At 72.8% G+C, this 22,172-nt stretch carries 19 protein-coding genes and 2 tRNA genes; 13 read left to right on the top strand and 8 right to left on the bottom strand.

The features are described from left to right. The first annotated feature begins 52 nt into the window (after positions 1–52). The 3 genes from IG69_RS0104620 (at position 53) to IG69_RS0104610 (ending at position 1,801) form a co-directional block, all read left to right on the top strand. Complete coding sequence (locus tag IG69_RS0104620; protein ID WP_084696580.1) at positions 53–886, top strand: ATP-binding cassette domain-containing protein; 834 nt, start codon at positions 53–55, stop codon at positions 884–886. A 114-nt stretch (positions 887–1,000) separates the two neighbouring features. Next, positions 1,001–1,393, top strand: coding sequence for a universal stress protein (locus tag IG69_RS0104615; protein WP_030527002.1), 393 nt, complete (start codon positions 1,001–1,003; stop codon positions 1,391–1,393). A 204-nt stretch (positions 1,394–1,597) separates the two neighbouring features. Then, entirely contained in the window at positions 1,598–1,801 is a 204-nt protein-coding gene (locus IG69_RS0104610) for a cold-shock protein (RefSeq protein ID WP_030527001.1), read from the top strand. A gap of 227 nt (positions 1,802–2,028) precedes the next feature. Here the strand turns inward: IG69_RS0104610 and IG69_RS0104605 are convergent, their stop codons facing one another. After that, positions 2,029–3,906: a penicillin-binding transpeptidase domain-containing protein gene (locus IG69_RS0104605; RefSeq protein WP_051750226.1), complete on the bottom strand. Its 1,878-nt coding sequence runs from the start codon at positions 3,904–3,906 to the stop codon at positions 2,029–2,031. Between the two features lie 159 nt (positions 3,907–4,065). On the opposite strand from IG69_RS0104605, the gene IG69_RS0104600 reads away from it, so the two are divergent. Next, the gene (locus IG69_RS0104600; protein ID WP_051750225.1) at positions 4,066–5,517 is read left to right on the top strand and encodes an LCP family protein; all 1,452 of its coding nucleotides are present in this window, start codon (positions 4,066–4,068) and stop codon (positions 5,515–5,517) included. Between the two features lie 178 nt (positions 5,518–5,695). Beyond that, on the top strand, positions 5,696–7,162 hold the full coding sequence (locus IG69_RS0104595) for a mannitol dehydrogenase family protein (RefSeq protein ID WP_030526999.1): 1,467 nt from the start codon (positions 5,696–5,698) through the stop codon (positions 7,160–7,162). Between the two features lie 33 nt (positions 7,163–7,195). On the opposite strand, the gene IG69_RS0104590 is transcribed toward IG69_RS0104595, so the two are convergent. Then, on the bottom strand, positions 7,196–8,227 hold the full coding sequence (locus IG69_RS0104590; protein ID WP_245616081.1) for an AraC family transcriptional regulator: 1,032 nt from the start codon (positions 8,225–8,227) through the stop codon (positions 7,196–7,198). 258 nt (positions 8,228–8,485) lie between these two features. Between IG69_RS0104590 and IG69_RS0104585 the strand changes: the two genes are divergently transcribed. From IG69_RS0104585 to IG69_RS0104570, 4 genes are all read left to right on the top strand, one after another. Then, positions 8,486–9,853, top strand: coding sequence for an ABC transporter substrate-binding protein (locus IG69_RS0104585; RefSeq protein WP_030526997.1), 1,368 nt, complete (start codon positions 8,486–8,488; stop codon positions 9,851–9,853). A gap of 105 nt (positions 9,854–9,958) precedes the next feature. After that, the gene (locus tag IG69_RS0104580; RefSeq protein ID WP_030526996.1) at positions 9,959–10,891 is read left to right on the top strand and encodes a carbohydrate ABC transporter permease; all 933 of its coding nucleotides are present in this window, start codon (positions 9,959–9,961) and stop codon (positions 10,889–10,891) included. Beyond that, a complete protein-coding gene (locus tag IG69_RS0104575; protein WP_030526995.1) occupies positions 10,888–11,703 on the top strand; it encodes a carbohydrate ABC transporter permease in 816 nt (271 codons plus the stop codon). The genes IG69_RS0104580 and IG69_RS0104575 overlap by 4 nt, the downstream gene beginning before the upstream one ends. 37 nt (positions 11,704–11,740) lie before the next feature. Then, complete coding sequence (locus tag IG69_RS0104570; protein WP_030526994.1) at positions 11,741–12,484, top strand: SDR family oxidoreductase; 744 nt, start codon at positions 11,741–11,743, stop codon at positions 12,482–12,484. Between the two features lie 279 nt (positions 12,485–12,763). On the opposite strand, the gene IG69_RS0104565 is transcribed toward IG69_RS0104570, so the two are convergent. Continuing rightward, a tRNA-Ser gene (locus IG69_RS0104565) sits at positions 12,764–12,853 on the bottom strand. Between the two features lie 137 nt (positions 12,854–12,990). On the opposite strand from IG69_RS0104565, the gene IG69_RS0104560 reads away from it, so the two are divergent. Then, positions 12,991–13,488, top strand: a complete 498-nt coding sequence (locus tag IG69_RS0104560; RefSeq protein WP_030526993.1) for a hypothetical protein — start codon at positions 12,991–12,993, stop codon at positions 13,486–13,488. On the opposite strand, the gene IG69_RS0104555 is transcribed toward IG69_RS0104560, so the two are convergent. Both IG69_RS0104555 and IG69_RS0104550 read right to left on the bottom strand, forming a co-directional pair. Continuing rightward, positions 13,413–13,934 (bottom strand): GtrA family protein, encoded by a 522-nt coding sequence (locus IG69_RS0104555; protein ID WP_030526992.1) that lies wholly within the window; start codon positions 13,932–13,934, stop codon positions 13,413–13,415. The two genes, IG69_RS0104560 and IG69_RS0104555, sit on opposite strands and share 76 nt — an antisense overlap. Then, entirely contained in the window at positions 13,931–16,063 is a 2,133-nt protein-coding gene (locus tag IG69_RS0104550; protein WP_030526991.1) for an ArnT family glycosyltransferase, read from the bottom strand. Before IG69_RS0104550 ends, IG69_RS0104555 begins: the two co-directional genes overlap by 4 nt. 81 nt (positions 16,064–16,144) lie before the next feature. Between IG69_RS0104550 and IG69_RS0104545 the strand changes: the two genes are divergently transcribed. Then, entirely contained in the window at positions 16,145–16,633 is a 489-nt protein-coding gene (locus tag IG69_RS0104545) for a GNAT family N-acetyltransferase (RefSeq protein ID WP_245616080.1), read from the top strand. A gap of 109 nt (positions 16,634–16,742) precedes the next feature. On the opposite strand, the gene IG69_RS0104540 is transcribed toward IG69_RS0104545, so the two are convergent. Together IG69_RS0104540 and IG69_RS0104535 are read right to left on the bottom strand one after the other, a co-directional pair. Next, the gene (locus IG69_RS0104540) at positions 16,743–18,245 is read right to left on the bottom strand and encodes a sensor histidine kinase (protein ID WP_030526989.1); all 1,503 of its coding nucleotides are present in this window, start codon (positions 18,243–18,245) and stop codon (positions 16,743–16,745) included. Positions 18,246–18,249: 4 nt separating this feature from the next. Next, a complete protein-coding gene (locus IG69_RS0104535; RefSeq protein WP_030526988.1) occupies positions 18,250–18,990 on the bottom strand; it encodes a response regulator transcription factor in 741 nt (246 codons plus the stop codon). 166 nt (positions 18,991–19,156) lie between these two features. Between IG69_RS0104535 and IG69_RS0104530 the strand changes: the two genes are divergently transcribed. Then, entirely contained in the window at positions 19,157–19,831 is a 675-nt protein-coding gene (locus IG69_RS0104530) for a hypothetical protein (RefSeq protein ID WP_030526987.1), read from the top strand. Between the two features lie 58 nt (positions 19,832–19,889). On the opposite strand, the gene IG69_RS0104525 is transcribed toward IG69_RS0104530, so the two are convergent. Beyond that, entirely contained in the window at positions 19,890–21,716 is a 1,827-nt protein-coding gene (locus IG69_RS0104525) for a phosphoenolpyruvate carboxykinase (GTP) (RefSeq protein ID WP_030526986.1), read from the bottom strand. Positions 21,717–21,986: 270 nt separating this feature from the next. Between IG69_RS0104525 and IG69_RS0104520 the strand changes: the two genes are divergently transcribed. Continuing rightward, positions 21,987–22,059: transfer RNA gene (locus IG69_RS0104520), tRNA-Arg, on the top strand. Positions 22,060–22,172: the final 113 nt, after the last annotated feature.

The following is a 22,172-nucleotide window of genomic DNA, read 5'->3' as shown; positions in this document are numbered from 1 at the left end:
CCCCAGAAAGTTCTCCGCTCCTTCGTCGCTCCGATACTTTCCGGGGACCCCGATGAGCACCATCGACAAGCTCCCGCTCACGGTCGACCACATCCCGGAGGACCGTCGGCACATCTACGACGCCGAGCCGATCCTCTCCGCCCGCGACCTCGTCATCACCTTCGGGCGCGTCGTCGGCCTCGACGGCGTGAGCCTCGACCTCTACCGGGGCGAGGTGCTCGCGGTCATCGGCGACAACGGCGCCGGCAAGTCGACGCTCATCAAGTGCCTCACCGGGGCGTACCTGCCGGACTCCGGCCAGCTGCGGCTCGACGGCAAGGACGTCGCCTTCCGACGGCCGCAGGACGCCCGCGAGGCCGGCATCGAGACGGTCTACCAGCAGCTGGCCGTCATCCCCGCCCTCGACATCGCGAGCAACCTGTACCTGGGTCGCGAGGAGCGCCGCAAGGGCATCCTCGGCTCGGTGTTCCGGATGCTCGACAAGGGCGGCATGGAGAAGCGCGCCGGCAAGTCGGTCCAGGACCTCGGCATCCAGACGATCCAGAACATGGGTCAGGCCGTCGAGACGCTCTCCGGTGGGCAGCGTCAGGCAGTCGCCGTCGCCCGGGCCGCGGCGTTCGGGTCCAAGGTCGTCGTCCTCGACGAGCCGACGGCCGCGCTCGGCGTCAAGGAGTCGGGGATGGTCCTCGACATGGTCAAGCAGCTGCGCGACAGCGGCCTGGCCGTCATCCTCATCAGCCACAACATGCCGCACGTGTGGGACGTCGCCGACCGCATCCACATCCAACGGCTCGGGGGCTGCGCCGGTGTCATCACGCCGCAGTCGCACGACATGGGAGAGGGCGTCGCGATCATGACCGGCGCCAAGACGCTCTCCCGGTCCTGATCGCGTGGCGCCGCACCTGTACCTGTCACCAGGTGCGGCGCCACGTCCCAGGTGGCGGGCCCGCCGGATGACGCCGTGTGCCTTGGGTTCCCTTCTGCGCGAACCGGACCGGCGATGACCATCGTCGTGGGCTACGTCCCGCGCAGCGACGGGCTCGCCGCCCTCGAGGCCGCGCTCGCCGAGGCCGCACGGCGTGACGAGCCGCTCGTCGTCGTCAACGCCGGCGCCGACGCGGACCCCCGCGGCGCGGGTCGCGCACAGCGTCGCGACGTCGAGGCGATGTGCGCCGACCTCGCCCGCCGCGGGGTGCCCGTCGAGGTGCGCCAGCCGGCCCGCGGCCTCGCCCCCGCCGACGAGCTGCTCGAGGCGGTCCGCACCTGCGGGGCGCGGCTGCTCGTCGTCGGCCTGCGCGACGGGGGACGCCCGGGGTCCGGCGACACGACGGTCGTCCGGCTGCTTGCCGAGGCCGAGTGCGACGTCCTCGTCAGCCGCTTCGTGCGGGGCTGAGCGGCCTGCGCTCCCGGTCCGTGGACGCGGGCGCCGCGGACCCGGCGCGGCGTGGCGCGCTCTGCTAGTTTCGTGACCGGTTGCAGCAACAGCAGTACCTCGAAGGTCGAACCATCCTCGCGCCACAGGGGGCTGGAGTCGCATCCACGGCCGGTGCGCAGTGTGCCGGGCGAGTGACACACAGGAAAAGGAAGTACCCCCCACATGGCACAGGGCACCGTGAAGTGGTTCAACGCCGAGAAGGGCTTTGGTTTCATCGCCCAGGACGGTGGCGGCCCCGACGTGTTCGTTCACTACTCCGCCATCGACACCCAGGGCTACCGCAGCCTGGACGAGAACCAGAAGGTCGAGTACGAGGTCACCCAGGGCCCCAAGGGCCCGCAGGCCGAGCAGGTCCGCCCGATCTGACGCCGGTCTCCTCCGACTGACGACGACCCCGCCCGGGTGCACCGGGCGGGGTCGTCCGCGTCCGGGCCCGGCTGTCGCCCCGTCCGCCGCGGTCGAGGGCGCAGACGGTCGCCGGGGCGACCACTCGCGCACTCGACTCCGGGCCGATGTCGTGAACGCTCGAGTCGAGGGCGCAGACGGTCGCCGGGGCAACCACGTGCGCACTCGACCCCGTGCGGGGGGCGCGGTCAGCGCTCGGCGAGGGCGGTGAGGAACCGCTTGGCGACCGGCGCCGCGGTCTGCCCGCCGCTCACGCCCTCCTCGACGAGGACGGCGAACGCCACCTGCCCCTGGTAGCCGGTGAACCACGTGTACGGCTTCTCGTCGACGCCGTGGTCGGCGGTACCGGTCTTGCCGCGGACAGTCCCGCCGGGGGTGCCGCGCAGCGTCGTCGCGGTGCCGCTCGAGACGACCTCGCCCATCATCGCGCGCAGCTGCGCGACGGCCTGGCCGTCGAGCGGGGTGGGCCGTGGCGTCGTCCCGCTGCGCACGAGCACCGGCGGCACGTAGGTGCCGCGCGCGACGCTGCCCGACATCACCGCGAGGGAGAGCGGCGAGGCCTCGGTCCGGGCCTGGCCGATGACCGCCGCGGCCTGGTCGGTGCCCTTGCGCGTCTCGGGGATGCTGCCGTCGAACGCGCCCGCGACGCCGAGCGTCGACCCCCATCCCGCCCCGATGCCGAGCGCCTTCGCCGCCTCGGTCAGGTCGGTCGTGCCGAGTCGCTGCGAGAGCGAGATGAAGGCCGTGTTGCACGAGTGCGCGAAGTCCTGCGCGAACGGGACCGAGCCGGGGATGGACTCACCGGCGTAGTTGCGGAACGAGCGACCGTCGACGGTGATCGTCTTCGGGCAGGGCACGGTGCTCGTCGGGGTGGTGAGGCCCTTGGTCAGGTAGGCGTAGGTCGAGGCGATCTTGAAGGTGGAGCCGGGCGGGTACTTGCCGGTGATCGCGCGGTCGAACCCGCTGCTCGGGGAGCTCGCGGCGGCGAGCACCTCACCGCTGCGGACGTCGACGGCGACGACGGCCCCGGGGACGCCGAGCTTCGACTCCGCGAGGGCCTGCTCCGCCGCCTCCTGGACGCCGGGGTCGAGGGAGGTGCTGACGTCCGAGCCGGCCGTCGGGGCGGACTCGAACACGGTCCGGTCGCCGGCCTCGACCGTGAGGCCCGGGCGCCCCGCGAGCTCGGGGTCGTACTGCCGCTGCAGCCCGCTGATGCCCGCGCGGTCGCCGGCGACGTACCGCCCGTCGCTGCCCTCGACGACCTCGGCCGTCACCTCCCCGACGGAGCCGAGGAGGGGCTGGCCGAACGTCCGCGTCCGGCCGAGGGGCTGGGTCGCGCTCGGGGCGATGACCCCCGTGATGGCGTCGAGCCGGGCCTCGCGCGAGCGGTAGTCGGACTCCCGGTAGGTGATGACCGGGATGGGCGCCTGCGACCCCGACTTCTCGCGCTGGGCCAGCGCCTCGACCACCGAGCCGGCGCGCACCCCGGTCACCTTCTCGAGCGCCGCGGCGTCGGCGGCGTCGGCGCGCACGGGGTCGAGCTGCACCTGGTAGACGATGCCCTGCGGCATGAGCGGCTCACCGTCGCGGTCGAGCAGGTCGCCGCGGGTGGGCGCGGTGCGCTTCAGGGCGAGGCGCTCGCCGGCCGCGAGCGAGGGGTGCCACGGGGAGCCGTCGGTCGGGCCGGCGACGAGCCAGCGGTCGCCGCGCTCGACGAGGCGCACGGGGGTGCGGTAGCTCCACGCCACGTCGCCGGGGAGCGTCCACGTGACGTCGAGGGAGGCGGTGGCGGTGGCTCCGTCGCGCGTCAGGGCACCGGGACGCGCGGACACGGACGCCGACCCGAGGCCCTTGACCGCCGCCGCGAAGTCCGTGCCCGCGCCACCGGTCGCGAAGGGGACGGCCGAGAGGTCCTTGCCCTGCCAGGCGGCGGCGTAGCGGGCCAGGGCGGCCCGGGCCGCGTCGTCCTGCGCATCGCCTCGGGCGAGCGTCCACCACGCCCCGCCGCCGGCCACCACGACCAGCGCCGCGACCACCCCGAGCACCCACCCCGTGCGACGTCCCATGGGGACATCCAACCCGATGGGTCCCCGGGCCGCCCGACGCGACGCCGGTGCTCGCGTTTCCAGCCGCCGCACAGGTGGCGTCCGTACACTCGGACGGTCGTCCGTACCTCTTTCGCCCGGCCCACCGGCCGGACACGGTCGGCACCGAAGGAGCAGACCGTGTCGCAGCCCACCCGGAGGGCGCGCGCCGAGCGCGCGCGCGCCACGCGTCGACCCCGGCGCCGGCGCATCGTCACCGTCCTCGTCGTGTTCGTCGTCGTGGCCGCCCTCGTCGGCGGCGCCGCGTGGTGGCGCCTCGACGGCAACATCAGCCGGCTCGACATCAGCAGCGCGCTCTCGCAGGACCGTCCGACCCCGGTCGACGCGGACCCGACGAACATCCTCCTCATCGGCTCCGACACCCGGGTGGGGCAGGGCACCGGCGACGGTGCGACCGTCCAGGGGGCCCGCTCCGACACCACGCTCATCGCGCACCTGTCCGGTGACCGCAAGCACGTCACCGTCGTCTCGATCCCCCGTGACTCGATGGTGCCCATCCCGCCGAACTGCGACGCGAAGGTCCCCAAGCAGCAGTGGCCGGTGCAGCAGTTCAACGCCGCGTTCAGCCTGGGCGGTCCCGCCTGCCTCATCAACACGATCGAGGCGAACACCGGGGTGTTCATCAACCACTTCGCGGTCGTGGACTTCAACGGCTTCAAGGGGATGGTCGACGCGCTCGGTGGCGTCCCGGTCTGCACGCCCGTCGCCATCGACGACCGGCGGGCGCACCTCAAGCTCGCGGCCGGACGTCACGTCCTCGACGGCACCCAGGCGCTCGGCTACGTGCGCGTCCGCTACACCGAGGGTGACGGCTCCGACCTCGGCCGGATCAAGCGTCAGCAGGCGTTCCTCTCCTCGATCGTCCAGGAGGCCACCCGCACCTCCCTGCTGCTGCGGCCCGACAAGCTCTACGGCTTCCTCGACGCGGCGACCAGGTCGCTGACGACCGACGAGGACATGGGGCTCGGCACGATGCGCGACCTCGCGACCTCAGTGCAGGACGTCGGCATCAAGAACGTCGCGTTCGTCACCGTGCCGGTCGAGCCGTACACGTCGGACGCCAACCGGGTCCAGTGGACCTCTGCCGCCGAGACGCTGTGGACGAAGATCCGCACCGACGAGCCGCTCGACGGCCCCACGAAGAAGCCGACGCCGACCGCCAGCGCGGCGCCGCTGACCGTCAGCCCCGCCGACGTCGCCGGTGTCGCGGTCGTCAACGCGACCGGGGTCGACGGCCTCGCCAAGCAGGAGGCCGACGCGCTGAAGGTCCAGGGCTTCCCCCTCGTCACGACCGCCTCGACGGCCGAGCGCACCGAGGGCGTCCTCGTCCAGTACACCTCCGGGCAGGAGCAGGCGGCCCGCACGGTCGCGGCCGCCTTCCCCGGCTCGAAGACCGAGAAGGCGGACGGCCTCGGCACGACGATCCGCGTGGTGATCGGCCCCGGGGCCAAGACCGTCGTCGAGCTGCCGAACCGCCTCGGGTCCGACCCGGTCCCCAGCCCCTCGATCAGCCCGCCGTCCCCCGAGAAGACGATCGAGGCCCGCACCGCCGACCAGGACATCTGCGCCTGAGGCGCGGTCCGGCCGCACCGGGCGGTCGGACCGATACGAAGTCCTCGGGTGCTGGTGCTTTCGTTCCCGTCCCGGCCCGGGGTCTCCCCACGCGGCCCGAACCTTGGTTTCATGCGGGACGGACCCGCGACGTCGCGCGTGACAGCGGCGGCGGGCCGCGCGCGAAAGGACCCCTCCGGTGACCGCACTCACGACGACCGCGCCCGACGCGGGCGTGCCGAGCCCCTCGTACGACCGCACGACCGCGACGGTCGGCATCGTCCACTTCGGGTTCGGCAACTTCCACCGCTCCCACCAGGCGATGTACCTCGACCGCCTCATGGAGCGCGGCGAGGGCCTCGACTGGGGCATCTGCGGGGTGGGGGTGCTGCCGCAGGACGCCGCGATGCGTGACGCGATGCGCGCCCAGGACTGCCTCTTCACGCTCGTCGTGCGGCACCCGGACGGCTCGCTGGAGCCGCGGGTCGTCGGGTCGGTGCTCGAGTACCTCTACGGGCCGCAGGACGCCGAGGCCGTCTACGCCCGGCTCTGTGACCCCGCGGTGCGGATCGTCAGCCTCACGGTCACCGAGGGCGGGTACCTCAAGAACGCCGCGACGGGGGCCTTCGACGCGACCGACGCCGCGGTCGTCCACGACGTCGAGCACCTCGAGAACCCGCGGACGGCCTTCGCGTACGTCGTCGAGGGGCTGCGGCGCCGGCGCGAGGCCGGCCTGGAGCCGTTCACGGTCCTCTCCTGCGACAACCTCCAGGGCAACGGCGAGGTCTGCCGCCAGACCGTCACCGGCTTCGCCCGCCTCGTCGACCCGGCGCTCGCGGACTGGATCGAGGCGTCGGTCTCGTTCCCCAACTGCATGGTCGACCGCATCACGCCCGCGACGACCGACGCCGACCGCGAGTCGCTGCTCGCCGACTTCGGCATCGAGGACCGCTGGCCGGTGCCGGCCGAGCCGTTCACGCAGTGGATCGTCGAGGACGAGTTCCCCCTCGGCCGACCGGCGCTCGAGCAGGTCGACGTGCAGTTCGTCGACGACGTCAAGCCCTACGAGCTGATGAAGCTGCGCCTGCTCAACGCCAGCCACCAGGCGCTGGCCTACCTCGGCGCCCCGGTCGGGTACACGCTCGTCGACGAGACGATGCGCGACGAGCGCATCCGCACCTACCTCGAGCGCTACATGGCCGACGAGGCCGCGCCGACGCTCGGCGAGCTGCCCGGCATCGACCTGCCGGGGTACATGGCGACGCTGCTCGAGCGGTTCGCCAACCCGGGCATCCGCGACACCCTCGTCCGCCTGGCCACCGACGGCGCGAACCGGATGGCGACCTTCACCCTCCCGGCCGTGCGCGCCAACCTGGAGGCCGGGCGACCGGTGACCCTCGGCGCGCTCATGGTCGCCGCCTGGGCCGAGTACTGGGCCCTCATCGCCCGGGGTGGCCTGCCGGAGAGCGAGATCCCGCCCGAGGTCCACGCGCAGGCGCTGCGGGAGGCGGCGTCCGACGACGACCCGGCGGCGTTCCTGCGCGTCGAGGCCGTGTTCGGCGACCTCGCCGACGACGAGCGCTTCCGCGAGGAGTTCCTGCGGATGCGCAGCGCGCTCGCGGCCGAGGGCGTGCCGGCCACGCTCGACGAGGTGCTGGGGGGCTGAGCGGGCCGGGCGCCGTCGGGCGCCGTCAGGACCTCAGGGCTCGACGGGCGCCCGCAGGCCGAGGCTGAAGACCTCGGGCGGCGGCTTCTGCGACGACTCGAGCTTGCGGTACGACGTCGGCGTGGTGCCGACCTCGGCGAGGAACTGCCGGTTGAAGTTCGCCATGTTGTGGTAGCCGCTCATCGCCGCCACCTGCGCGATCGGGTGCTCGGTCGTGTCGATCAGCCTGCGGGCGTGGGCGATCCGCAGCTTCTTGACCATGTTGCTGAAGGTCATCCCGGTCGCCGACTTGAAGTACTTCGAGAACGTCGGCTCCGACATGTAGGCCATCCGCGCGGCCGTCGAGAGCCGGATGTCGCCGGTGAGGTTCTCGAAGATGTACGCGAGCCCGGCCTCGACCGCGCCGAGCGAGCCGGCGTCGGTCGGTCGGCCGAGCCACTCGCTGGCGACGACGTCGCGCTCCTCGGCGGGAGCGGCCGCGAAGAGCCCGAGCAGGCGGAAGAAGTGCGCCATCTGCTCGGCGCCCTGGGTGCGCGTCACCTCGAGGATCGTCTCGGCCGCGCGCCACGCCGTGGCCCCGGAGAAGACGAGCCCGCGCGTCGAGAGGCGCAGCACCTCGTCGACCTCCTGGAGCTCCGGGATGAGCCGCATGCACTGCCGGATCCAGTCGTCGGAGAACTGGATCACGGCGTCGCGGTCGACGGCGACCTGGCCCGGCTCGAGGTCGCTCACCCAGTCGTGCGGCAGGTTCGGGCCCATGATGCTCACATGGCCGGGGGAGAAGGTCCCGACGTGGTCGCCGGCGATGAACGACCCGTGCGACTTGGTGATGAGGTGGATCTCGTACTCGGGGTGCGCCCCCCAGCCGCAGATCTCGCTCGGGAAGTCGTGGGTGAGCACGCGCAGCGCGTGCTGGGGGTGCGGCGGGATGATCTCGCGCCGCGGCGCGTCCGGGTACGGGCCGCGCACCAGGGGGGTGTCGGGGTCGACGCCCTCGACGGCCAGCGAGGGAAAGCCCGCGAGCCGGAGCCGCGGCGTGCCGGTGGACTGATACGAAATCGTCACCACTCCTCGTTGACATCCTCGTCAGGACCCCGCTCACGGTGCCGCGTGCAGCGGTGCCGCTCAGCCGTACGGTCACCCGCACGGGTGAGCACGGAAAAATAGTACCGAAACGACGAGGCGCATGGTCCTTGTCGCCCGGCGCGCCCGCCTTCTACGTTGCCGGTGTTCCACCGCGGCAAGGCGACGCGGAACGCTCCCCGGGCTCGGGGACCTCCTCCCGGGGACGGGTGGGGGAAAGACCTACCAAAGGAGTTAGGCATGCTCACCACGAAGCGCGCCCTGACCTTCGGCGCCGGTGCGCTGGCTTCGGCCCTCGCCCTGGCCGCCTGCTCGTCGGGGAACGTCTCCACGGACTCGGGCTCCGCCGGTGGCGGCGGGGGCGGGAACGTCACCCTCAACGTGGCCACCGTGAACAACGGCCAGATGAAGGACATGGAGAAGCTCAAGTCCGAGTACGAGAAGGCCAACCCCGGCACGACCGTCAACTTCCAGGTCATGGAGGAGGGCGACCTGCGCGCCGCCGTGACCGCGGACGTCGCGAGCGGCGCCGGCCAGTACGACATCGTCACCATCGGCGCGTACGAGACGCCGCAGTGGGGCGCCAACGGCTGGCTCGTCGACCTCACGCCGGACCTGCAGTCCGACTCGGCCTACGACGTCGACGACCTCCTCCCGCCGGTGCGCGACGTCAACACCTACGACGGCAAGCTGTTCGCGGTCCCGTTCTACGGCGAGTCCTCCATCCTCATGTACAACAAGGAGGTCCTCGACAAGGCGGGCGTCACGCTCGGCGACACCCCCACCTGGCAGCAGGTCGCGGAGGCGGCCAAGAAGGTCAACTCCGCCGACATGGCCGGCATCTGCATGCGCGGCAAGCCCGGCTGGGGTGACCTCTTCGCCCCGCTGACGACGGTCGTGCAGGCCTTCGGCGGCAACTGGTACGACGAGCAGTGGAACGCGACGGTCGACACCCCGGAGTGGAAGCAGGCCGTCACCTTCTACAAGACGATGCTCGACGAGTCCGGCGAGAAGGACCCGGTGTCGTACAGCTTCAACGAGTGCCTCACCGCGCTCAAGGAGGGCAAGGCCGCGATGTGGGCCGACGCCTCCGTCGCCGCGTCGATGCTCGAGGCCGACGACTCGCCGGTCAAGGGCAAGATGGGCTACGCGCACATGCCGGTCGAGAAGACCCAGCAGTCCGGCTGGCTCTGGAGCTGGAACCTCGCCATCCCGTCCTCGACCAAGCAGAAGGACGCCGCGCTGAAGTTCGTCAAGTGGGCGACGAGCAAGGACTACATCAAGCTCGTCGGTCAGCAGATCGGCTGGTCCAACGTGCCCCCGGGCTCGCGCACCTCGACCTACGAGATCCCGGAGTACAAGGAGGCCGCGGCCGCCTACGCCCCGATCACGCTCGACGTCATGAGCTCGGTCAACCCGAAGCAGCCGGGCGTCAACCCGCAGCCGTGGGTCGGCATCCAGTACGTCTCGATCCCCGAGTTCCAGGACGTCGGCAACCAGTGCGCCCAGCTCGTGGCGGACTACCTCGCCGGCCGCTCGTCGGTCGACGACGCCCTCGCCAAGTGCCAGTCGCTCGCCCAGGCCGCGGGCGACAAGCACAAGAGCTGACCCGCAACACCCCGTGAGCGACGGGTGCCGAGGCCGGTCCCCCCGGCCGGCCTCGGCACCCGTCGCCACATCCCCGCCAGACCGCTCGCACAAGGGAGTGCCCAGATGACCGTGACCGAGCTCGACACGGTGGAGGCCGAGACCGCCACCGAACCCAGGCGGGTGAACAAGAAGGAGCTGCGGACCGCGCGCGGGCTGCTGCTGCCCGCCGTCATCTTCCTGATCCTCCTGACGCAGGTCCCGTTCGTCGTGACCATCGTCTACTCGCTGCTCCGCTGGAACCTGCTCTACCCCAACGACCGCGGGTTCACGGGTCTGTCCAACTACGCGTCGGCGCTGACCTCGGGGGACCTCTGGCCCTCGGTGCTGGCGACCGTCCTCATCACGGCCTTCTCGGTCATCCTCTCGGTGGCCCTCGGGATGATCTTCGCGATCCTCCTCGACCGGCCCTTCCGCGGCCGGGCCATCGCCCGCACGCTGATGATCACGCCGTTCCTCGTCATGCCGGCGGCGGCCTCGCTCATCTGGAAGTACTCGATGTTCGACACGAACATCGGCATCCTCAACTGGCTCTCCCGCACGCTGGGCCTGCCCGTCGTGTCGTGGTCGACCGAGCACCCCATGCTCTCGGTCGTCATCGTCCTCACGTGGCAGTTCACCCCGTTCATGATGCTCATCCTCCTGGCCGGGCTGCAGGGCCAGGACAAGGGCATCCTCGAGGCGGCGCAGGTCGACGGCGCCGGCACGTGGCGCACCTTCACGTGGATCACGCTGCCCCACCTGCGGATGTACGTCGAGATCGGCGTCCTCCTGGGGTCGGTCATCATCCTCCAGGTCTTCGACCCCATCGCCATCCTCACCAAGGGCACCGGCGGCACGAAGACGCTGGCCTACCTGCTCTACGAGCGGGCCTTCATCGGCCTGGACGTCGGGCAGGCCGCGGCCTACGGCGTCGTCACGGTGATCCTCACGATCATCGTCGCGACCGTGGCGCTGCGCACCCTCTTCAAGGTCTTCATGGCAGGAGGCAGCCGATGAACCGCTCGCTCCGTGGCTCCCTGGTCACCGCGCTCACGTGGGTGCTCGTGCTCGCGTTCTTCTTCCCCGTCTTCTGGATGATCCTCAACGGCTTCAAGCCCGAGTCGGTCGCCTCGTCGGTCAACCCGAAGCTGTTCTTCTCGCCGTCGACCGAGGGCTACCAGCTCGCGATGGACCGCGGGATGAAGGGCTACCTGCTCAACTCGGTGACCGCGGCGGTGACGGCGACGATCATCGCGGTCGTCCTCGCCATCCCGGCGGCCTACGCCCTGTCGATCCGCCGGGTCAAGAACGTCGAGAACGCGCTGTCGTTCTTCATCTCGACGCGGTTCATGCCGCTGGCCGCCGTCGTGCTGCCGCTGTTCATGATCCTCAAGACGCTCGGGCTGCTCGACAACATCTACATGCTCGCCGTCGTCTACGGCGCGGTGAACCTGCCGGTGGCGGTGTGGATGATGCGCTCGTTCTTCCTCGAGGTGCCGTTCGAAATCATCGAGGCCTGTCGCGTCGACGGCGCCGGCCTCGGCCGCGAGATCTTCCGGGTCGCGCTGCCGCTCGTGCTGCCCGGCGTCGCGTCGGCCGCGCTCATCACGTTCATCTTCAGCTGGAACGAGTACTTCCTCGCGACGCTGCTCACCTCGTCGGCCGCCCGCACGACGCCGCCGTTCCTCGGCTCGTTCGTCGACGGCCGCGGGCAGTTCCTCGCGGTCCTCTCGGCGGCGGCGACCATCGCCGCGCTGCCGGTCATCGTCGCGGGCTGGGTCGCCCAGAAGCAGCTCGTCCGCGGCCTGTCGATGGGAGCCATCAAGTGACCCGGACGTCGTCCCCTGCTCGTCGGGTCGTGGTCTGATGCCCGCGCCGAGCCGCGACCTGACCGGCACGGTCGTCGCCGTCACCGGAGCCGGCGGGGGCATCGGTGGGGCGACGGTCCGGCTGGCCGTCGAGGCCGGGGCCCGCGTCGTCGCCGGGGACCTGCGCCCCGAGGGGCTGGACCGGCTCGTCGAGGAGCTGGGGTCGGACCACGTCGTCCCCGTCGTCGGCGACGTCCGCCACGAGGAGACCGCCGACCGGCTGGTCGCCGCCGGGGTGGAGGCGTGGGGCCGGGTCGACTCGGTCGTCGCCAACGCCGCCGTCGGCTTCTACGGCGGGGTGCTCGACCAGAGCGCCGACGAGGTCGAGCTGATGGTCGACGTCACGCTCAAGGGCACCATCTGGACCACGCGGGCCGCGGTGCGGCAGTTCCGCGCCCAGGGCGACGGTGGCGACCTCGTCGTCCTCGCCTCGGTCGCGGGCCTGCTCATCGGCGGTGGCAAGGAGGCGGTGTACGCCGCGACCAAGGGCGCCCAGGTGAACCTCGGCTACGCCCTCGACCGCGAGCTGCGCGGCGAGGGCATCCGGACGACGGTCATCGCGCCCGCGGGGGTCAACACCCCGTTCGCGGCGGCCGACGGACGCTTCGGCGACGGCGACCCGTCGCAGGGGCCGTTCATGGAGCCGGCCGACATCGGCGGCGCCGTCGTCCACGTGCTCCAGCAGCCGCGGCGGATGCGCACCGAGCTCTGGACGATGTGGAGCCTCGCCGAGCAGCACTGAGGCATCCCCCGAGCGACCGCCGGCCGGCGACCCTGCCCGGCCGGCCGGCGGTGCCGTCACGGGGCCCCCGGGAGTGACTGGGCCTTCCCGGGGGCCTCGTCATGCGCCCGCTCCGCGCCTGCTCCGCGCCCGTCCCGCTGTCGGTACCCCGTCGAGTGAACAGAACACGCCGTGCGCGCCGGGGTGCCCGCGGCGTGTCCTGTTCACTCGACGGGTGAGAGGCGTCGGGAGACAGCGAAGTCCCCCGGGGGCGCAAGCTTCCCGGGGGACTTCTTCGTGCGGAGGCGGAGGGATTTGAACCCTCGATGGGCGGTTAGCCCAAACCGCATTAGCAGTGCGGCGCCATAGACCGGACTAGGCGACGCCTCCAACGCTTGCACAGGGTATCCGGCACGGGACCTGCGGGCAAAAGCGCCCCGCCCGGTGACCGACGACCCATCGGACGGACGGCCCGGGGTCCGCCGGATCGCGGGACGGAGCCCGCGGACGGCTGCCACACTGCCGCCGTGTCGAGTGCCCCGTTCCCGCAGCCGCCGTCCCCGCAGCCGGTCCACCCGCACCTCGCGGGCCCGGACCCGATGGCGCCGCCCGTGGCGCCCGCGCACGCCTCGACCGGGGGCGGCGCCGCCGTCGGGTGGGCCGTGGGGGCCGCCGTCGCGTCGGGCATCGCGGTGGTCCTCTCCGTGGTGGCGCTGCTCCTCGCCGGCAGCGGGTTCTTCGCCGGCGCGGTCGACGACGGCGGCGGCGGATGGGCGGAGTCGGTGCGCGGTCAGGTGACCGCCCTCCCGGACGGCGCGGCGCTGAGCGGCGACCGGCTCGAGTGGGCGGTCGGCGCCGCCGAGAGCGACTTCGGCTGGACCATCGACGACCTCAGCTGCCCCGACACCCCGGCCGTCACCACGTCGACGGTCGTCGTGTGCACGGGGACCTACGAGGACGCGGACTGGACCGGGGCCGTGCTGTTCGAGGACTCCGTCGGCGGGTTCGTCGTCGCCGAGTTCTGAGGCCCGCGCGGCGCGAAGACCCACCAGCGCATCGCGGCGTACTTGACCGCCGTCGCGGCGACGGTGGTCACGGCGACCACGCCGGTCTCGACCCGGGTCGGTGCGTCCGGCGCGACGTGGGCCAGCAGCGCCAGCCCGCCCGAGGTCATCGCGAGCGTGAGGGCCAGCACGAGCAGCCCCTGCAGCTGGTGGCGTGCGACCCCCTCGCGGCCGCGGATGCCGAACGTCCAGCGCCGGTTGGCCCAGGTGTTCGCGACGGCGGCGACGAGCAGGGCGACGGCGTTGGCCACCTGGGGCGTCCCGAGGAGCGTCCGCAGGACGACGAAGCCGCCGAGGTGCAGGACGGTGCTCGCGACCCCGATGACGGCGAAGACGAGCAGCTCGCGGGGTACCGACCCCCGCGAGCGCACCGGGGCGGCGCTCGCAGGGGTCCGCACGACGGTCACTGCCCCGAGCCCGTCGTCGTCGGGGTCAGGTCGTAGAACGTCTGCCCGCCGATGGTCTGCGCGGTGAAGTGCTGCGAGACCCAGGTCGCGATCTCGCTCGAGGCGCTCGAGCCGCCCTGCTGCCCACCGAACCCACCGCCGGCGAGGAACCAGTGGATGCGTCCGTCCGCCACGTACTGCTGGAACTGCGCGAGGGTCGGGGAGGGGTCCGAGCCGTTGAACCCGCCGACGGCCATGACCGGCAGCTCGGTGGCCAGCTGCAGACCGGCCGCGTTCTGCGACCCGACGGCGGCCGCGACCCACGTGTAGCTCGACGCGTCGGCGGTGAGGGCCTCGACGACCGCGCTGTCGGGGGTGGTGGCGTCGAGCAGGCCGCCCATCCCGCCGCCCCGGGACGTCCCGCCCTGCGTGGTGCCGCCCTGCGTGGTGCCGCCCTGTGCGGTGCCGCCCTGTGCGGTGCCGTTGCCGAAGGGCGCGGTGCCGCCGTTGGGGTTGGTGGTGGTGCCGCCGGGTGCCTGACCGGGCATCCCGCCCTGCCCGCCACCGGGGCCGCCCTGCGGCATGCCCCCCGGCATCCCGCCACCGCCGGGTCCGCCACGGCTGCCGGCCGGTCCGGCCGTGACGATCGACCCGCTGTGCCCGGTCGCGAGCGTCGAGGCGGAGTACGCCGCGGGGCCGGCGAGCCCGGCGACGACCGCGAGGGCGGCCACGGGGGCGAGGCCCCGGCGGTGCAGCCGACCGACGACGAGGAACAGCAGGGTCGCCGCGAGACCGAGCGCGAGGACGGTGAAGCGCAGCCACCCGCCGTACGAGGTCGTGCGGGAGAGGAGGACGAAGCCCCAGACCGACGCGGCCGCGGTGCCGGCGGCGAGGGTGAGGGCGCCGAGGGCGTCGTGCCGTCGCTCCCACGCCTCGCCGGCGCCCATCCCGACGAGCGCGGCGATCGCCGGCGCCAGGGCGACCGTGTAGTACTCGTGGAAGATCCCCTGCATGAGCGAGAACACGAGCGCCGTGACGGCGAGCCACAGGCCCATCGCGAGGTAGGCGGCGCGCCGGCCGTCCGTGCGTGGTGCTCGGCCGCGCAGCGCGAGCCCGGCGACGAGCAGGACCAGCGCGGCGGGCAGCAGCCACGAGATCTGGCCGCCGACCGCGGAGCCGAACATCCGGAAGATGCCGACGCCGTCGGAGAAGCCGCCGGCGCCCCCGCCGCCACCGCCGACCCGGCCGACCTCGGAGCCGTCGAGCCGTCCGAGGCCGTTGTAGCCGAAGGTCAGCTCGAGGAAGGAGTTGGTCTGGCTGCCACCGATGTACGGGCGCATCGAGGCCGGCGTGAGCTCGACGACCGCCACCCACCAGCCGGCGCTCACGAGGAAGGCCGCCGCCGACAGCAGGCCGCCGACGAGTCGCCGGCGGACGGGGGTGTCCGCGCAGACGAGCCAGACGATCGCCACGGCCGGCACGACGAGCAGCACCTGGAGGCTCTTCGTGAGGAAGCCGAGGCCGGTGAAGACACCCGCGAGGGCGATCCAGCGGTAGGAGCCGGCCTCGACGGCCCGCAGCGTCGCCCAGATCGCGAGGGCCATGAGCAGGGTCAGCAGGGCGTCCGGGTTGTTGAACCGGAACATGAGGACGGCCACCGGGGTCAGGGCGAGCGCGACGCCAGCCAGCAGCGCCGCGCCGTGGCCGAAGCGCCGGCGCACGGTCGCGTGCGTGACCCAGACGGTGCCGACGCCCATGAGCACCTGCGGCAGGAGCATCGCGAACGAGGAGAGGCCGAGGAGGCGCACCGAGAGGGCCATGACCCAGAGCGACGCCGGCGGCTTGTCGACGGTGATCGAGCTCGCGGCGTCCGAGCTGCCGAAGAGGAAGGCCTTCCACGAGACGCTGCCGGCCTGGACCGCGGCGGAGTAGAAGCTGTTCGCCCAGCCGCTCGCCGTGAGGTTCCAGAGGTAGGCGGCGGCCGTGACGACGAGGAGGGCCACGAGCGCGGGCCGGGCCCACGCGGGGTCCTCGGCCGGCCCGCGGAAGGTGCGGGCCAGGCGGCCGGTCCTCGGGGTCGTCGTGGTGGGGTGCGTCGCGAGGTCGGGGGTCCCGGGGCCGGAGGCCGTGCGCAGGGTGGCGGTGTCCATGCGTCCACGGTCCGGTCCGGGGCTGTGGCGTTCCTGTGGTCGCCCTGTCGCCGGTGGATGACCCGGTGCGAGGATCGGGAGGTGACCGTCACCGTGCGCCCCGCCCGCCCCGACGAGCTCGCCGCGGTGGGCGAGCTGACCCTGGCCGCCTACGCCGCCGACAGCGGCATGACGCGCGAGCACCCGTACGCCGCATCGCTGCTCGATGCCGGGGCGCGACTGCGCGACGCCGAGCTGCTCGTGGCCGAGCAGGGGGGTGCGGTGGTCGGCACCGTCACCTACGTCCGCCCCGGCACGCCGTTCGCGGAGGTCGGCGGGGAGGGCGAGGCCGAGGTGCGGATGCTCGCCGTGTCGCCCTCGGCCCGGGGCGCCGGCGTCGGCCGGGTCCTCAGCGAGGCGTGCGTCGAGCGGGCACGCGCCGAGGGGTGCCGGGCCGTCGTCCTGTCGAGCGCCTCGTGGATGCTCGCGGCCCACCGGCTCTACGGGCGGCTCGGCTTCCGGCGCTGGTCGGAGCGCGACTGGTCGCCGCGTCCCGACATCGACCTGCTGGCCTTCCGGCTCGACCTCTGACAACCCCCGCCGCTCCTCGAGCCCACTGATTGCCCATCCGCCACCTCCCGGGCCGTCTGGGAGCGCTCCCGAGGTGGCGGATGGGCAAGAAGTCGGGTGGGGAGGTGGGTCAGGAGGCGGGGAGGAGGACCGAGAAGGTCGTCGCGCCCGGCTCCGAGGTGACCTCGACCCGCCCGCCGTGGGCCTGCCCGACCGCGGCGACGATGGACAGCCCGAGCCCGGTCGACCCCTGTGCACGGCTGCGCGAGTCGTCGCCGCGCACGAAGCGCTCGAACACGGTGGGCTGCAGGTCACGGGGGATGCCGGGGCCGTTGTCCGACACCGAGATGCGCACCATGTCGGCCTCGGGCCGCAGCCTGGTGACCACCCGCGTCCCGGACGGGGTGTGGGTGCGGGCGTTGGCGAGGAGGTTCGCGAGGATCTGGTGCAGGCGGGCGCCGTCGCCGGTGACCTCGACGGGCTCCTCGGGGAGGTCGAGCTCCCAGCTGTGGTCGGGCGAGGCGGCGTGCGCGTCGCTCACCGCGTTGACGGCGAGCAGTGACAGGTCCACCGGCTCGCGCTCGAGGGGGCGACCGGAGTCGAGGCGGGCCAGCAGGAGGAGGTCCTCGACGAGCTCCTGCATCCGCAGGGCCTCGGACTCGACGCGGCCGAGGGCGTGGGTGACGGTCTCGGGCACCGGTTCCCGCTCGCGCCGGGTCAGCTCGGCGTAGCCGCGGATGGACGCGAGCGGGGTGCGTAGCTCGTGCGAGGCGTCGGCGACGAAGCGGCGCACCCGCATCTCGCTCTCCTGCCGCGACTGCAGCGCCTGCTCGACGTCGTCGAGCATCGTGTTGAGGGCGAGGCCGACCTGGCCGACCTCGGTCCGGGGGTCGGCGTCCCGCTCCGGGACGCGGACGGCCAGCGACACGTCGCCGGAGTCGAGCTGGAGGGTCGAGACCCGGCGGGCCGTCGCGGCGACCCGGTCCAGCGGGGCGAGGCTGCGGCGCACCACCACCGCGCCGCCCACGCCGACGAGGACGAGCCCGACGACGGTCCCGCCGACGACGAGGGCCAGCAGCTTGCCGAGCAGCTCGTCGACCGGACGAGTCGAGACGCCGACGACGAAGGTGCCCCCGTCGCCGATGCTGCGCGAGGTCACGAGGTAGTCGCCGAGGTCGTTGCCGAGGGAGATGCGCACGGGCTCGCCGCCCTCGACGGCGCTCGCGAGGCGGCGGATCTCGTCCGCGCTCAGCGTGCCGTCGGTGTTGGAGCGGGTGACCACCTGGTTGAGCGGGTAGCCGCGCGGGTCGGTGGCCACGGCGCCGGAGGCGGTCAGCCCGAGGACGAGCGTGCGGTCGCTGCCGGGAGCCCCGGGGGGCTGGCCGTCGCCGAAGCCGCGCCCGTCGTTGTCGTCGTCGAACACGCCGCGCCGGTCACCGGCGCGGAACAGCGCGCTCTGGAGGTCCTGGCTCAGCTGGCCGTCGAGGTAGCGCCGGGTCTCGACGACGGTCAGCGCGCTCGTCGCGAGCATGACGAGGGTGAACAGGACGAGGACGCCCGCGAGCAGCTGCGCGCGCAGGGTCCAGCGCGAGGGCCGCGCGAGGGCCGCGGGCCGGCGCAGGGCAGGTGTCATCGGCTCACTCGGCCGGCTTGAGGACGTACCCGACGCCGCGCATGGTGTGGATCATCGGGGCGCGTCCGACGTCGATCTTCTTGCGCAGGTAGGAGATGTAGAGCTCGACGACGTTGGCCTGGCCGCCGAAGTCGTAGTTCCACACGCGGTCGAGGATCTGCGCCTTGGACAGGACGCGCTTGGGGTTGCGCATGAGGTAGCGCAGCAGCTCGAACTCGGTGGCGGTCAGCTGGATCTCGACCCCGCCGCGCGTCACCTCGTGGCTGTCCTCGTCGAGCGTGAGGTCGCCGACGACGAGCACCGAGTCGCTGTCGGCGGCGGCGATCGCGGTGCGCCGCATGAGGGCCCGCAGCCGCGCGACGACCTCCTCGAGGCTGAACGGCTTGGTCACGTAGTCGTCGCCGCCGGCGGTCAGGCCGGCGACGCGGTCCTCGACGGCGTCCTTCGCGGTGAGGAAGAGGACGGGGACGTTGGGGTCGTCGGCGCGCATCCGCCGCAGGACCTCCATCCCGTCGAAGTCGGGGAGCATCATGTCGAGGACGACGGCGTCGGGCCCGAACTCCTTCGCCGCTCGCACCGCCTGGATGCCGCTCGCGGCGCTGCGGACCTCCCAGCCCTCGTAGCGCAGCGCCATCGAGAGCAGCTCGGTGAGGTTCTGCTCGTCGTCGACGACGAGGACGCGCACCGGGCTGCCGTCGAGGCGGGACAGGGCGGGCGCAGGGGCGGGCTGCTGGCGGGTCGGCATGCGCCCACTCTGCGGCGACCGGCTTGGCCCTCCCGATGCGTCACCTGTGCGCTTCCTGTGTGCCACCACTCCAATCTGCCAGCCGGGTGCTGGATGCGCCACAGGTTCGTGACAGCCGCGGGCGTGAGGGTGCACGCAGCCATCCGCCCGACGAAGGAGACCCTCGATGAGCGAGCGCCGCGACGAGCACGACCCCGTGACGCCCGGTTCGCCTGCCGCACAGCCCACCCCGGCCGACCAGACCGCCGCGCTGCCGGTCGCGGGCGAGATGCACGAGCTGGCGCCCGCGACGGGTGCCTCCGAGCCCGTCGCGCCGGCCTGGGCCGCGCCCGGTCCGGAGGCGGCACGTCCGGTCCCGCCGAGCGGTGGACCGGGCGCGGCGTACGGCGTGCCCGCCGCGGCAGCCGCTGCCCCGGCGCCGGCGCCCGCCGCGGGCGACGGCCTCACGTGGCGTCGGCCGTGGGCCGGCTGGGGCACGCCGTCGCGGTGGTCCGGTCCGCGGACCGTCGTGGCGCTCGTCGTGGCCCTCGTCGTCGGCGCCCTCGGGGCGGCCGGTGCGACGGCGGCCATCACCCAGTCCGACGGCGGGCGCGGCGGGTTCGGGCAGGGGCGCTTCCCCGGCGGTGGCCCGGGCCAGCAGCAGGGCGGGCAGGGGTTCGGCGACCGGCACGGGTTCGGTGACCGCGATGGCGACCACGACGGTGGCCGTGGCTTCGGCGACCGCGACGGCGACCGCGGCGGCCTGCCGGGCCTCCCCGGTCAGCAGCCCGGCGCGCCCGGCCAGCAGGGCGGGACCTCGACCGACCCGGGCGACGCGAACGGCACCTCGCCCTCCACCTGACGGCACGGCAGGGCCCCGCCGGAGCGCATGCCGGCGGGGCTCTGTCGTGTGCTGCGGCTCAGGCCTTCTCGAGCCGCTCCTCGAGGGCGGTGAGCTCGTCGGCGAGGGCGGCCGGCAGCCGGTCGCCGATGGTGTCGAACCACTCGTGGACGAGCGGGACCTCGGCCTTCCAGTCCTCGGGGTCGACGCGCAGGGCCTTGGTCACCTTCGCGGCGGCGGCGGGGTCCATCCCCGTCGTGTCGATCGCCCCGGGGGCGGGGACGAGACCGACCGGTGTCTGCACCGCGTCGGCGGTGCCGTCCAGGCGCTCGACGACCCACTTGAGGACGCGGGCGTTGTCGCCGTACCCCGGCCAGAGGAACGAGCCGTCCTCCTCGTCGCGGCGGAACCAGTTGGCCTGGAAGATCTTCGGCAGCTTCGCCGGGTCGGCCTTCGCACCCATGTCGAGCCAGTGCTGCATGTAGTCGCCGGCGTGGTACCCGATGAAGGGCAGCATCGCCATCGGGTCGCGCCGCACGACGCCGACGGCACCGGTGGCGGCGGCGGTCGTCTCGGACGAGAGGGTGGCGCCGACGAAGACGCCGTGGGCCCAGTCGCGGGACTCGTAGACGAGCGGGCCGGTGGTCTTGCGGCGGCCGCCGAAGAGGATCGCGTCGATCGGCACGCCGTCCGGGTTGTCGTACTCGGCGGCCATCATCGGGGTCTGCTTCGCGGGGGTCGTGAAGCGGCTGTTCGCGTGGCTGCTCGGCACGCCGGACTCGGGCGTCCAGTCGTTGCCCTTCCAGTCGGTGAGGTGCGAGGGCGGCGCCTCGGTCAGGCCCTCCCACCAGACGTCGCCGTCATCGGTGAGGGCGACGTTGGTGAAGATCGAGTTGCCCTTCTCGATGGTCCGGACGGCCTGCGGGTTGGTGTGCATGCCCGTCCCCGGCGCGACGCCAAAGAGACCGAACTCGGGGTTGACGGCGTAGAGCCGGCCGTCGGGCCCGAAGCGCATCCAGGCGATGTCGTCACCGACCATCTCGGCGGACCAGCCGGCGAGCGTCGGTTCGATCATCGCGAGGTTGGTCTTGCCGCACTGGCTGGGGAAGGCGCCGGCGACGTAGTGGACGCTGCCCGTGGGCGAGGTGAGCTTGAGGATGAGCATGTGCTCGGCCATCCAGCCCTCGTCGCGGGCCATCGCCGAGGCGATGCGCAGGGCGTAGCACTTCTTGCCGAGGAGGGCGTTGCCGCCGTACCCGCTGCCGTAGGACCAGATCTCGCGGGCCTCGGGGAAGTGGGCGATGTACTTCGTCGTGCTGCACGGCCACGGGACGTCCTGCTGTCCGGGCTCGAGCGGTGCGCCGACCGAGTGCAGGCCCTTGACGAAGGGCGCCCGCCGCTCCTCCATCGCGCGCAGCACGGGGGTGCCGATGCGCGCCATGATCCGCATGTTCGTCACGACGTACGCGGAGTCGGTGATCTCGACGCCGAACATCGGCACGGTCGCGTCGAGGTGGCCCATGACGAACGGGATGACGTACATCGTGCGACCGCGCATCGAGCCGCGGTACAGCTCGGTCATCGTCGCCCGGAGCTCGGCCGGGGCGACCCAGTTGTTCGTCGGGCCGGCGTCCTCCTCGCGCTCGGACGCGATGAAGGTGCGGTCCTCGACGCGTGCGACGTCGGTCGGGTCCGACTGGCAGAGGAAGGAGTTGGGCTTCTTGCGCTCGTCGAGGCGGACGAACGTGCCGGCGTCGACGAGCTGCGTCGTGAGGCGGTCCCACTCCTCGCGCGAGCCGTCGCACCACACCACCTCGGCCGGCTGCGTGAGGGCGGCCACCTCGTCGACCCAGGACTGCAGGTCGGGATGGGTGGTCCGGGGGAGGGTGCTGGTCGTGGTCGTCATCGCGGGGTCCTTCCGCCGCTACCGGGTGGGGTCGGTCACCGGGCGACGGGCTCTCGACGCTGTCGGGAAGGAACCTCGGCGGCCCATCGCTCAGGGCCTCACCCCCACCGTAGGACCGTCGTCCGCGGGGGTCGAGAGGCCGCGGGACGGCGCGCTTGTGAAACTCTTCACAAGGTCTCGGGCTTGCACCGGCGGGCGCCGAGGGGGCCGATTTCTGATGCGCCCCGGAGGTCCGGTAGTCTGCTCTCTCGTTGCGCCTCGGCGTGACGGGCGCCCGTAGCTCAACGGATAGAGCATCTGACTACGGATCAGAAGGTTAGGGGTTCGAATCCCTTCGGGCGCGCACTGTGTTGAGACAGTGAAACGGGCCCCGGCCAGCGGAAACGCGGCCGGGGCCCTGCTCTGTCCACAGGCTGGAACTGCCCGGACAGGACTCTGGGCCTGCTGCTCCTTCAG

It is taken from the genome of Phycicoccus jejuensis (assembly GCF_000720925.1).
GTDB classification, from domain to species: domain Bacteria; phylum Actinomycetota; class Actinomycetes; order Actinomycetales; family Dermatophilaceae; genus Phycicoccus; species Phycicoccus jejuensis.
The sequence above is the reverse complement of the archived record's forward strand: the minus strand, read 5'-3'. Positions and strand labels throughout refer to the sequence as shown.

Coding starts and splice junctions, on each gene's coding strand:
- IG69_RS0104585 (WP_030526997.1), top strand. CDS start 8,486: ATGCTCACCACGAAGCGCGCCCTGACCTTCGGCGCCGGTGCGCTGGCT.
- IG69_RS0104575 (WP_030526995.1), top strand. CDS start 10,888: ATGAACCGCTCGCTCCGTGGCTCCCTGGTCACCGCGCTCACGTGGGTG.
- IG69_RS0104580 (WP_030526996.1), top strand. CDS start 9,959: ATGACCGTGACCGAGCTCGACACGGTGGAGGCCGAGACCGCCACCGAA.
- IG69_RS0104550 (WP_030526991.1), bottom strand. CDS start 16,063: ATGGACACCGCCACCCTGCGCACGGCCTCCGGCCCCGGGACCCCCGAC.
- IG69_RS0104615 (WP_030527002.1), top strand. CDS start 1,001: ATGACCATCGTCGTGGGCTACGTCCCGCGCAGCGACGGGCTCGCCGCC.
- IG69_RS0104540 (WP_030526989.1), bottom strand. CDS start 18,245: ATGACACCTGCCCTGCGCCGGCCCGCGGCCCTCGCGCGGCCCTCGCGC.
- IG69_RS0104610 (WP_030527001.1), top strand. CDS start 1,598: ATGGCACAGGGCACCGTGAAGTGGTTCAACGCCGAGAAGGGCTTTGGT.
- IG69_RS0104535 (WP_030526988.1), bottom strand. CDS start 18,990: ATGCCGACCCGCCAGCAGCCCGCCCCTGCGCCCGCCCTGTCCCGCCTC.
- IG69_RS0104620 (WP_084696580.1), top strand. CDS start 53: ATGAGCACCATCGACAAGCTCCCGCTCACGGTCGACCACATCCCGGAG.
- IG69_RS0104570 (WP_030526994.1), top strand. CDS start 11,741: ATGCCCGCGCCGAGCCGCGACCTGACCGGCACGGTCGTCGCCGTCACC.
- IG69_RS0104525 (WP_030526986.1), bottom strand. CDS start 21,716: ATGACGACCACGACCAGCACCCTCCCCCGGACCACCCATCCCGACCTG.
- IG69_RS0104605 (WP_051750226.1), bottom strand. CDS start 3,906: ATGGGACGTCGCACGGGGTGGGTGCTCGGGGTGGTCGCGGCGCTGGTC.
- IG69_RS0104530 (WP_030526987.1), top strand. CDS start 19,157: ATGAGCGAGCGCCGCGACGAGCACGACCCCGTGACGCCCGGTTCGCCT.